At 55.9% G+C, this 11450-nt stretch carries 10 protein-coding genes; 4 read left to right on the forward strand and 6 right to left on the reverse strand.

What is annotated here, in order from left to right:
- The first annotated feature begins 23 nt into the window (after nucleotides 1–23).
- The 4 genes from CPA50_RS04890 to ccmI all read left to right on the forward strand — a co-directional run bounded on the left by CPA50_RS04890 (nucleotide 24) and on the right by ccmI (nucleotide 4391).
- Nucleotides 24–2027, forward strand: a complete 2004-nt coding sequence (locus tag CPA50_RS04890; RefSeq protein ID WP_096781325.1) for a heme lyase CcmF/NrfE family subunit — start codon at nucleotides 24–26, stop codon at nucleotides 2025–2027.
- Nucleotides 2024–2560 (forward strand): DsbE family thiol:disulfide interchange protein, encoded by a 537-nt coding sequence (locus CPA50_RS04895; RefSeq protein WP_096781326.1) that lies wholly within the window; start codon nucleotides 2024–2026, stop codon nucleotides 2558–2560. Before CPA50_RS04890 ends, CPA50_RS04895 begins: the two co-directional genes overlap by 4 nt.
- Nucleotides 2560–3039: a cytochrome c-type biogenesis protein gene (locus CPA50_RS04900; protein WP_096781327.1), complete on the forward strand. Its 480-nt coding sequence runs from the start codon at nucleotides 2560–2562 to the stop codon at nucleotides 3037–3039. Before CPA50_RS04895 ends, CPA50_RS04900 begins: the two co-directional genes overlap by 1 nt.
- Nucleotides 3040–3116: 77 nt before the next feature.
- A complete protein-coding gene (gene ccmI / locus CPA50_RS04905; protein ID WP_096781328.1) occupies nucleotides 3117–4391 on the forward strand; it encodes a c-type cytochrome biogenesis protein CcmI in 1275 nt (424 codons plus the stop codon).
- Nucleotides 4392–4394: 3 nt separating this feature from the next.
- Here the strand turns inward: ccmI and CPA50_RS04910 are convergent, their stop codons facing one another.
- Genes CPA50_RS04910 through CPA50_RS04935 form a run of 6 tightly spaced genes read right to left on the reverse strand, consistent with a single transcriptional unit; the run spans nucleotide 4395 to nucleotide 11369 of the window.
- The gene (locus CPA50_RS04910) at nucleotides 4395–6161 is read right to left on the reverse strand and encodes a BatD family protein (RefSeq protein ID WP_096781329.1); all 1767 of its coding nucleotides are present in this window, start codon (nucleotides 6159–6161) and stop codon (nucleotides 4395–4397) included.
- Nucleotides 6155–7972, reverse strand: coding sequence for a VWA domain-containing protein (locus CPA50_RS04915; protein ID WP_096781330.1), 1818 nt, complete (start codon nucleotides 7970–7972; stop codon nucleotides 6155–6157). The genes CPA50_RS04910 and CPA50_RS04915 overlap by 7 nt, the downstream gene beginning before the upstream one ends.
- A complete protein-coding gene (locus tag CPA50_RS04920; protein WP_096781331.1) occupies nucleotides 7965–9005 on the reverse strand; it encodes a vWA domain-containing protein in 1041 nt (346 codons plus the stop codon). Before CPA50_RS04920 ends, CPA50_RS04915 begins: the two co-directional genes overlap by 8 nt.
- Nucleotides 8999–9469, reverse strand: a complete 471-nt coding sequence (locus tag CPA50_RS04925) for a DUF4381 domain-containing protein (protein WP_096781332.1) — start codon at nucleotides 9467–9469, stop codon at nucleotides 8999–9001. Before CPA50_RS04925 ends, CPA50_RS04920 begins: the two co-directional genes overlap by 7 nt.
- A complete protein-coding gene (locus tag CPA50_RS04930) occupies nucleotides 9466–10398 on the reverse strand; it encodes a DUF58 domain-containing protein (RefSeq protein ID WP_096781333.1) in 933 nt (310 codons plus the stop codon). Before CPA50_RS04930 ends, CPA50_RS04925 begins: the two co-directional genes overlap by 4 nt.
- A gap of 8 nt (nucleotides 10399–10406) precedes the next feature.
- Nucleotides 10407–11369: an AAA family ATPase gene (locus CPA50_RS04935; protein ID WP_096781334.1), complete on the reverse strand. Its 963-nt coding sequence runs from the start codon at nucleotides 11367–11369 to the stop codon at nucleotides 10407–10409.
- Between the last annotated feature and the right edge of the window lie 81 nt (nucleotides 11370–11450).

The following is an 11450-nucleotide window of genomic DNA, read 5'->3' on the forward strand; positions in this document are numbered from 1 at the left end:
TGCCTGATTCCTGGAGAGCTTTGATGTATCCCGAACTTGGACAGCTCGCACTGATACTTTCGCTATTGCTGGCAGTGCTTCTTTCGGTTGTACCCCTTGCTGGATCACTCACCGGCCGGGACAACCTTCAGGCGTTTGCAAGGCCTCTGGCGGCGGGCATGTTTGTGTTTGTCGGACTGGCTTTTGCTGTGCTTACCCATGCTTTTGTAACCGACGATTTTTCGGTCGCCTACGTTGCCAACAACAGCAACAGCATGCTGCCCTGGTACTACAAGTTCAGTGCTGTGTGGGGAGGGCATGAGGGCTCGCTTCTGCTTTGGATACTGATGCTTACCGGATGGACTCTGGCGGTTGCCATTTTCAGCCGCCGATTACCATCGGTGATGATTTCACAGGTCTTGTCGGTTCTTGGCATGGTCAGTGTCGGATTCATGCTCTTTATCATTGTTACCTCAAATCCATTTGACCGTTTGTTGCCAAATGTTCCTTCTGACGGTGCGGATCTGAACCCGCTGCTTCAGGATTTCGGGTTGATCGTTCATCCGCCCATGCTTTACATGGGCTATGTAGGTTTCGCTGTGGCATTTGCGTTTGCTATCGCTGCGTTGATAAATGGTCGCCTGGATGCTGCCTGGGCCAGATGGTCACGGCCCTGGACAACGGTTGCCTGGGCATTTCTATCGGTAGGGATTGCCCTGGGAAGCTGGTGGGCATACTACGAACTTGGCTGGGGCGGTTGGTGGTTCTGGGATCCGGTTGAAAATGCCTCCCTGCTGCCCTGGTTGTCCGGTACGGCCCTGATGCACTCACTGGCGGTAACAGAGAAGCGTGGTGTTTTTAAAAGCTGGACAGTATTGCTGGCGATTGTCACCTTTGCGCTGAGTCTGTTGGGCACTTTCCTGGTTCGTTCCGGTGTGCTCACCTCGGTTCATGCCTTCGCGTCCGACCCTGAACGCGGTACCTTCCTGTTAGTCCTGCTTGCGTTTACCATCATTGCGAGCCTTGTACTCTATGCATTCCGGGCGCCGGTCGTTCACGTCCGCTCCCGTTACGGTTCTTTGTCGCGGGAAATTTTCCTGTTGCTGAACAACGTCTTGCTGGTTTCAGCAACGCTGTTAGTAGCTGTGGGCACACTGTATCCGCTGGTTCTTGATTTTCTGGATCTGGGCAAAATCTCTATCGGCGAGCCGTTCTTCAATCTGACTTTCAGCCCTCTGGCTGTGGCTACAGGCCTTTTGCTTGGCGTTGGCACGTTTTCCCGCTGGAAGAAAACCGATGCAGGCTGGCTTGCACGTAAGCTTTTATGGCCGCTGGCACTCAGTGTGTTGATTAGCTCGGCAGTTATGGCTGGCTATGGCGGCTTCACTCCCTGGGCATTCCTTGGCATATTTTCCGCGGTGTGGATAGCCACAGCGACCTTCTGGGATCTGTGGGACAAATCCTCTTCCAGAAAGGGCCGGGTGCATGGCCTCAAGCGTCAGTCACGCAGTTACTACGGTATGGTGCTGGGCCACCTTGGTATTGCCATAACCATGGCTGGTGCAACGGTTGTATCAAACTACGGAATTGAGCGCGATGTGCGCATGGTGCCCGGAGACGTTGCCGAGGTGGGTGACTATCAGTTTGTGTTTGTAGATATTGGTGAGCGGCAAGGGCAGAACTTTACCGCACAGTATGGCAGCTTCGATGTGATGCGGGACGGTAAGCGTATTGCTGAGCTGCATCCGGAAAAACGCCAGTACGCGGTGGGAATGAGCGTTATGACCGAGGCTGATATTGATGCAGGTCTGTTCCGCGATATTTTTGTTGCCGTCGGGGAACGTATTTCTGATAACGCCTGGGCTATTCGGCTCCAGTACAAACCACTGATTCGCTGGCTCTGGCTTGGGGCGCTGTTTATGGCTGCCGGTGGCTTCCTTGCAATATCGGATCGTCGTTACCGGATCCGTGAACGGTCTACGGAACCCTCCAGGAAATCTTCGCCTTCGCAAATCGATACTCAGGGTGCTGCGGGAGTGGTTTCATGAAGCGTTTCTGGTTATTCATGCCGTTGGTTGTGGCCGTTATTCTCGGTGTTGTGCTGTTTGCAGGCATTGGTAAAGATCCGACAAAGCTGGATTCAGCTCTGGTCGGAAAGCCGGTTCCTGCATTCAGCCTTGAAGACCTGAATGAGCCGGGAAACATTCTGGATGAAAACCTGTTCCAGGGTGAGATTACTCTACTGAATGTCTGGGGCACATGGTGCCCGTCCTGTCGTGATGAACATGGCGACCTTATGTGGCTCGCCCGGGAAAAGAATATTGTGATCATCGGGCTGAACTACAAAGACAGTCGGGATGATGCTCTGGTGTGGCTGGACCGGCTTGGTGATCCCTACCGCAAAGTCATATACGACCCCAAAGGCACTCTGGGTTTTGATCTGGGTGTTTATGGCGCGCCGGAAACCTTTGTTATTGATGCCTCCGGCGTTGTGCGATACCGCCATGTGGGTGTGGTTAACAGCGAGGTGTGGGAGCAGGTTCTGTTGCCGGTTATTAACGATGCACGGGAGAAGGGTTGATGCTTCGGATAATCTGTTTTCTCACGGTGATTCTTGCATCGGGCCTGTCTTATGGGGATGTGGCCGCTGTATATGATTTTGATAGTCTCAGCGAAGAGCAGCGTTATCAGGATCTGATTGCGGAGCTGCGGTGTCCCAAGTGTCAGAACCAGAACATTGCGGATTCAAACTCGCCTATATCCAAAGATATGAGAAACGCTGTCTATCAGATGATGCTTGATGGCGCCAGCAATGAGGAAATAGTTGAATCTCTGGTGGGGCGCTTTGGCGAGTTTGTGAAATACAAACCTGACCTGGATAGCCGCACCTTCATGCTCTGGGCGACACCTGCGATAGCGGTTCTTGGCGGCCTTCTTGTTGTTGCTGGCGTTGTTGCCCGCTCCCGTCGCGCCGGTACAACAGCACCGGCATTGAGTGCGGAAGAGCAGGCGCGCATTGATAAAATGCTTGCGAACCGGGATCAGAACGACAACGGGTGACTCGCAGTCAGAACATGCGTCTGATGTGTTAGCAACGTGCACCGTTATATTCATTTCGAACTTGTGACGATATCTCCATGACTGAAACATTCTGGATTGCCGCAACGGTACTGATCATTCTTGCCTTGGCGTTTGTGCTCTACCCCGTCATCTTCCATGGCCGGGACACCCGGCATCAGACGGATCTCCGAAACCAGAACCTGATGGCCTACCGCAGCCGTATGGCGGAGCTGGAAAGCGAATATCAGTCGGGTATTATTGACGATGAAACCTACCAACAATTACGGGATGAACTCGCCGGCGCCATGCTGGATGATGTCCCGGAAAACGAATCTCCTGTTAGAACTGTACCTGGCAGGAAGGCCGCTATGGCGGTTGCTCTGCTCTCAATACTCCTGATCCCGGCGGCCACCTTTCTGCTATATGACGAGTGGGGAGCGATGGACCGTGTTGAGGCTTTTGTTGCGATGCAGGAACTGGGTACCTCGGATGGCGCCCGTGAAGCGCAAATGAGCAAGCTTGCGGACCAGTTGCGCGAGCGGCTTGAGGCCAGTCCTGATAACCCGGATGGCTGGGCGATGCTTGGTCAGACATATATGCGTATCGAACGCTATGAGGATGCTGCCTGGGCGTTCCGGAAACTGGCTGACAGCGTCAGTTCCGATGACGGATCGCGGGCTGTAGCTCTTGGCATGTCTGCACAGGCACAGTTTTTCCGCAGTAAGGGGGCGATGACAGACGAAGTAACATCTGCAATTAACGAAGCCCGGGCGCTGAATCCCGATGAGGTTAACTCTCTTGGTCTGCTGGGAATCCACTCCTTCAGTCAGGGCAATTATCGCGAGGCGATTGATTACTGGGAGCGGATCCAGACAGTAGCACCAGATCATCCTCAGTTGGCTTCGATTCAGGGGGGAATCAAAGAGGCATATACGCGCCTGGGTGAGCAACCACCCGCTATGGATGGTAGCCCTGTGTCACAAGCTGGAGGTGCGGGAGTCAGTGTTCGAGTCACGCTCGATGAGGCGTTCAAAGAGGATATTCCAGCAGATACCACGCTGTTCCTCTTTGCCCGTGCGGCCAAAACCCAGAGCGGACCTCCCCTGGCTGTTGTCAGGTTGACAGCCGATGCGCTGCCCCTGGAGATCCGTTTGGATGACAGTTATGCCATGGCACCTCAAGCGGTGATATCAGGCGTAGATGAAGTGGTTGTGACAGCCCGTCTGACACGCTCAGGTAACATCAACGCCCAGCCTGGAGACTGGCAGGGCACCACCGACTCCCCGGTTGCCGTTTCTGAAGACCAGGGATCACCGATTACGCTGGTTATTGATAAGCAGCTGATTAACTGAGCCTCATCTCTGCCCCGACACCGACAGGTTGTCGGGGTAGAGTGGTGGCAAATCAGATTCTGAAGATGATCTTTCCATTTCTCCCCGGGCCTGCCTGAGCGCGTCGACCAGGCCACTGCCATTCCATTTTGTACTGTTTTTCTCTTCACCGCCGGTTGTCCGGCTGAACAGGCTTGCCTGCAACTGCTTGAGTTGCGTTTCCAGTTCCGTTTCCGGATATACGCTGAATGCGTCTCCGGCAGAACGGAAATCGTGGCCTGGCGAATGTAAATTGGCCCAGCTTACGAACAGTCCCGGTGTTGCAGCACTTCCTTCCTTTGCGGCCCGGACCAGTTGTTCAAAAACTGCTCTTTCGCTCCTGGTGTTAGCAGGTTCAATGTCCACGGATGCCCGGGATGAGGTTCTTCGGGTTGTCCACCAGGCAAGCATGGTAAGAACCCAGATTAGTGCCAGCACAAGACTTACCCATTGCCAGAAACGGTTGCCCTGTACCATATGAGCCTCGTTGCCGGAGCCTGCTGCTTCATTGCCGGTTTCCGGGGCAGGTGTGTCCTTGTCTGCTGTGGGGGGCAGTCCTGCGCCATCTGCAGCTACTACGTTCAGTGTTTGTGCAGGTATAACGGCTACCTTTTCACTGTCAGATTCAGTATCCCACCAGGGTATGCGAATCGCCGGAAGCAAAAGTTTTCCGGGTGCCACTGGAACCAGCGCATTGGTTTGCGTAAGGGTTGAAGCAATACCGTCAGGGCCTATACTTGTTTTTCGCACAGGCTCTTCGGGATAACTGCGAAGTCCGTCCGGCGTGGATGATGGCAAAGGCGGCAGGGCCTCTGAAGGCAGCCCGTTTGCCTGGAGGCTCAGTGTGCGTGTGAGGTTGTCCCCTGTCTTCAGGTTAAGAGTTGCGGGCATGCCTTTTTCAGCGAGAGAAAGGCTGGAAGCCGGAAGCCAGGTCGTGCCGCTGAATTCCGGCGGCACATCTTTTACGGGTACCTCGAACAGAGAAGCACTGTCCCGAAGGAACTTGAGTGAGCCATCAGCATTCCTGGCCTGGCCTTCAAAGCGAATGGCTGGCAGGTTCAACGGCCCGGGTGTTTGCGGAAACACTGCGTAGCGTCGTTCTACCACCCGGTAACGCACCCCATCGCGGTGGCGGAAGAACTCCCTCTGTTTGCCCAGAGTCTCGATGATGGCGTTGGGATGTTCAGGGTCGGACAGTTCGCCACGTATAAGGTTTCCCCGGAAGAACAGCCGCACTGTCAGTATCAGTTGCTCCTGAACATAGACTTCAGCCTTGTCTGCTGTCAGCTCAATGAAACTGTCCCGGTTGGTATTTGCCTGATCCGGAGGGTTGCCTGCGACCACCTCAATGGTTACGGGCCTGGATACAGAGTCTTTGAAGGTAAGCGCGGGAATGGTGAGCTTGCCAACTGATGTCGGTGCAAGCCGGTACGTCCAGGTAATCTCGCCCTCCATGTCGCCGTTTTCCGTGCGAATGTTGTATTGTTGATTGCGGGCAAGTATTTCGAAGTCCGGCGTCACCTTTTCAATATCCGGTGAAGGCAGGCTCGAGATGTCAAATTCGAAAAGGTTGCCCAGATTGACATCGATCTTGGTGGTGGCCTTGAGGGTCAGGGTCAGAACTTCGCCTTCGTACAGCCTGTCTCTGTCCGGTTCTGCGGTCAATTCGCCGGCGTGAGCCGGAAGCCAGAGTGCTGTCAGAACCATAAAAACCACGAGCCGGATTGCCGGAGTGATCAGCCGTTTTACCATGGTGTATCGCCCTCATCGGATGGTGTCTGGCGCTTCTGATATTGTTGCAGGAATTTTCGCTGTAAAAGTCCGCCAGGGTTGTCGGGGACACGGCGTAATGATTGTTCCTGGCTTTGCGTCAGGGGGGTTTCAGATACGGGTGCGGGGGCCAGAGCCTCTTCTTCTGAAGGCTCCCCGTCCGGAGTCTGCGCATTTGCATTGCTGTCTTCTGATGTGTCCCCGGGCTGCTGCTCTCCAGGCTCGTCCTGGTTGGTATTCTGTCCCTGATCCTGGGGATTGTTCTGGTTTTCGGCTTCGTCCGGTGACGCTTCCGACTCTCCTTCGTTGTTCTGAGAGTCTTCGTTTGCGCCAGAAGATCCGGACTTGTTTTTCTGCTGCTGGCTGTCTTCCCCGGGGGAGTCCGACGGGTTCTGATCATCGTTGCCCGGCTGCTGATCAGAATTTTCCTTCTGCTGTTCAAGCAGGTCTTCCACCAGTTGCCGGTTTACACGGGCATCTTCCAGCTCAGGATTGCGATCCAGGGCGCGGTCATAGGCTTCCATGGCCTCTTGCAGTTTTTCTGCCCGGGCAAGAGCGTTGCCGCGGTTGTAATCTGCCTGAGCTGTATCCGCTTCAGCGAAGGCTTTGGCTGCTTCATCATAACGTTCAGCCCTGTATAGCGCAGAGCCTCTCCACTCGGGAGATTCAAGTATGTCCGCAGCAGCGTCGGGATCTTTACTGATCAGTCCTTCGGCTCTCTGGTCTTGCCGTTGCCAGAGACTGTCCCAGTCCATAGCGGCTGCCGGCTGAGGTATCGCCGGCAGCAGAACCAGGGCTATCGCAGTAAAGGCTCCGCGACGCCAGCCCAGCAACAGCAAGGGCAGGGCCAGCCATAGCAACCAGTACCCGTCGTCTTTCCAGCGGTTTATAGTGAGCCCTGTGTCTGTATCCTGCCATTCGTCAGATTCCACGGGGCTGAGGTTCAGGGCATTTATATCACTGTCATCCAGCGTCAGCTCATGGCTTGCGCCTCCATTATTTCGGGCAAGCTCAGCGAGTGCGTCCGGGTCGGTGCGGACGATGACGATATTGCCCTTGTCCCGGATGAATCCGCGCCGCGCAAGGGGGATAGGGCCTCCATCACGGGTGCCGGCCGCCAGAGTACTGAGGCTAAAGCCGGAACCTGCAAGCTCATTGTGGATGGCCTCCCGATAAGAATCTGAAATGCCATCGGTAATCATCAGAATGCGGCCCTTGCCAGGAGAACCCTGCTCTAGAAGTGCGCGCGCGCTGGCAATGGCCAGGTCGGCACGGTTGCCCTGAACCGGCATGATTACCGGGTCCAGTACGTTGAGCATACCTGTGAGTGTGTTGCTGTCGTCTGTAAGGGGGGTGACTACGTGTGCGTCCCCCGAATACACCACCAGTGCGTTCAGGCTGCCTTCCCGGATCGCCAGAATGTCGCGGATCTTGCGTTTTGCGCGAGTCAGGCGGTCGGGCTCAAGATCCGTTGCCAGCATGGATAAGGATAAATCCAGCACGATCACCAGGCTGTCGCCGGGTTTCTTCAGAGGGGTGGGGGCCTCGCGCCATGCAGGACCAGCAAGTGCTATAGCAAGGATAACAACTGCGCTGATTGCAGGTACCAGACGTGATCCGGGTTTTGCTGCAGCGCCGCCGTATCGCCGGATAACCGGAGACAATAACTTTTCGGGTATCAGCCCGGCCCAGCCACTGTTGCCGGAACTCTTGTGTTTGAGTGCCAGGTAAAGCACGGGCACGATCAGCAGTAACAAGAGCCAGAACGGGCGCAGAAAATGGAGGTCAGCCATGGTTAATGCTCCCTGCAGTTTTCTGATCTGTGTGCTTGCGGGGCCGGGGCAGCTTGCCTTCGCTGCGCCGGAAGAGAAACAGGCTCAGCCAGAGAGCTGCGGCTATGCCTGCTGGCCAGAAAAAAAGATCGGTAACCGGACGGTAGAATTTTCCATCCAGCTCAATGGGCTCAAGCTGGTTAATGGTGTCGTAGATCGTCTCCAGTTCGCGCAGGCTGCGAGCGCGAAAATACTCGCCACCGGTTTGTTGCGCCATTCGTGTCAGAAGACCTTCATCAAGATCTCTTGAGGGGTTTATCCGACGTGAGCCGAGAAGTCCTCGCTGTATCATGGATTCAGCGCCAATGCCTATGGTGTAGAGCCGGATGCCCGCTGCAGCTGCAATTTCTGTGGCTTTATCGGGCGAGATCTCTCCAGCAGTGTTGGCGCCATCCGTTAGCAGCACCGCCACTCGTTGTTGTTGGGGCCTGTCCCTCAGGCGCTTTGTAGCCAGACCGACGGCATCGCCAATTGCGGTTGCACGCCCGGCCATGCCTATGCCCGATTCCTGCAGCAGTGTCTCAAGGGTTGCGAGATCAAACGTGAGAGGTGCCTGAACATAGGGCTCTGTGCCGAAAAGTATCAGGCCAAGCCGGTCCCCTTTGCGGCGGGCAATAAACTCGTTCAGTACCTTTTTGACGGCTTGCAGGCGGTTAATGCTGCGCCCCTGAAGAACCATGTCCTGCTCTTCCATGCTGGGCGAAATATCTACGACGAGCATCAGGTCGCGCCCGGATACGGGCATCTGGACCTGCTCGCCCACATGCTGTGGTCTTGCCATCGCCAGTACCAGCAAGGCCCAGGCCAGAAACAGCACCATAGTTTGCCAGCGAGGAACGCCATTACCCTGGCGCGTAACTCCAGGAAGGTCTGACAGCCAGTGGCCTACAGGAAATACCGGGGCATCCACAGTTTGCGCAACCGGCTTTTTCCATTGCAGAAGAACAGGTATCAGAACCAGAACCAGTACCCAGGGGTAGGCGAGACTCAGCATTTTTGTGCCTCCAGCCAAAGTCGCGCGAATTTCAGCGCCTGTGCGGGTTCTGCCGCAGGTTCCGGCTGCCAGGTGCTGTTCACGAGTGCTTCAGCAATGGCTTGCTGGGCAATGCCGTTATCGGGCAGGTTTTGTAGCAGGAACGCGGCCCACTGCCTGCCGGAAAGGGCTTCAGGGTGAGCCTCCGGATAACGCGCCTGTGCAACTCGTTTGAGTAGTGTGTTGAGTTGTGAAAACCACTGAGGCTCCTTTGAAGCATTGCGCTCGAGGTAAGCCAGTTCTGCTTTTGCAGGGGCTAGCCAGCGGTTTTTGTGTCGGTGGCGCCGGACCAGCCATATCAGGGCGCTGATCCCTACAAGGAGTGCAATGGCCAGAACCCACCAGCCCGGCGCGGGAGGCCAGAAGCCTCCGGCTTGTGGCAGGTGAATGTCCCGGAGCTGGCTTAACGGATCGTCTGCCATCATCTGATTCGTCCTCCGGGGCCGAGTATCGCCTGCAGGCTTGTAGCTGGTGCTTCGCGGGTTGAAACGTCGGTTGCACGGACCCCGGACAGGCGGAAGCACTCAGCAAGTGCAGCCTCGTGGTGGGTGATTTTTTCACGCCACGCCTGTTGAAAGCTGCGGTTGGACGCATCAAACCACACAGGGCCCTCTGCTCCTGCAATGGCAAAGCGGCCGCTTTGCGGCAACGCCTGCTCCAGTGGATCGACTACCCTCAGTGCACTCACGCTGTTATGGCTGGCCAGTGCCCCGAGTAAGGAACTCGTATTCCCAGAGATATTCAGAAAATCACTGATTACAAAGATCCGGCTGCCGGTGTGGGCTACACGGCGGGCTTCAGCAAGTGCAGTATCCAGGGTGATTTCGGATGAAGAAGACTCCAGAGATATGCGTTGCTGGCTGGCAAGCGTGTCGAGAATCCGTAACACAGACTTTTTGCGCCGTGCAGGGCGCTGAACGCTCAAGGCGTTACCGTTAAAGATAATGCCGCCTACCTGGTCTCCTGCTGAAAGCGAGAGCCAGGCAAGAATCGCGGCGAGCTGGGCACATCGTACCTGTTTGAAGGCCCCGGTACTGGCGAAGAAAAGGGTGGGGCCAAGATCGCACAGTAACAGAACCGGGCGTTCCCGCTCTTCTTCATAGAGTTTGGTGTGTGGGGCCTGGCGTCTTGCTGTCACACGCCAGTCAATGCTGCGGATATCGTCCCCGGGCTGATAAAGCCGCACTTCCGCAAAGGCCATCCCGCGTCCACGTTGCGACGAATGCTGAAGCCCTGCCTGACGCGCCCGTGCCGGGCGCGCCGATGGCAGTTTCAGTGCCCTGGCATCAGCCTGCAGGCGAATGAGTGCCTGCAGGCTGATGCGGGTTGTTGCATCACTGTCTGTTACATCCATGGCCGGTCTCAGGCGCTCACTGGCACGCGGTCAATCAGGCGCTGGATGACCGTGTCGGCCGTCACACCTTCGGCTTCTGCCTCGAACGTGAGCAGGATACGGTGCCGGAGCACATCGAAAGCCACTGCACGCACATCATCAGGCGTTACATAATCCCGACCATCCAGCCACGCAATGGCGCGAGCGCAGCGGTCGAGAGCGATAGTGCCTCGCGGGCTTGCACCGAAAGCCGTCCAGCGAGCCAGTTCCGGGTCCAGCGCGCCTGGGTCTCTTGTTGCCAGTACCAGCGCCAACAGATACTGCTCAACCGGCTCAGCCATATAGATATCCGCAACTTCAGCCCGGGCGTCAAAAACCTGATCGGCAGTCACGCGGATATTAGCTGTTGGCTGACCCTGGCGGTAGTCGCTTCTTGCCAGATGGAGGATGGCCTGCTCGGCCTGGGCCGATGGATAGCCGATCACCACGTGCATCAGGAAGCGATCAAGCTGGGCCTCGGGTAATGGATAAGTTCCTTCCTGCTCGATGGGGTTCTGGGTTGCCATGACCATGAACAGCCGGTCAAGCGGGAAGGTTCGCATGCCTACGCTGACCTGGCGCTCTCCCATTGCTTCGAGCAGAGCAGACTGTACTTTTGCCGGTGCGCGGTTGATTTCATCTGCCAGGACCAGGTTATGGAAAATCGGTCCGCGCTGGAATTCGAACAGCCCGGTTTCAGCGCGGTAGATCTCGCTGCCGGTGACGTCTGACGGCAACAGGTCGGGAGTGAACTGAATGCGATGAAAATCCCCTGTAAGGTGATCTGCCAGGGCCTTTATGGCTGTGGTCTTGGCCAACCCAGGTGCACCTTCTACAAGAAGGTGTCCATCAGCAAGCAATGTAATAAGAAGGCGATCAACCAGTTTTTCCTGCCCGATAATCCTATTGGCTAACTGTGCCCGTAACTCACCGAACGTATGCTGTAACGACATTGGAAGTGACTGCTCTCGTGCGTAGGTATTAAGTAAGTAGTTGCCGCAGTTTTGGTGTCTGACCGGCAAAAATCAAGGCTT

Source organism: Marinobacter sp. ANT_B65 (assembly GCF_002407605.1).
GTDB lineage: Bacteria > Pseudomonadota > Gammaproteobacteria > Pseudomonadales > Oleiphilaceae > Marinobacter.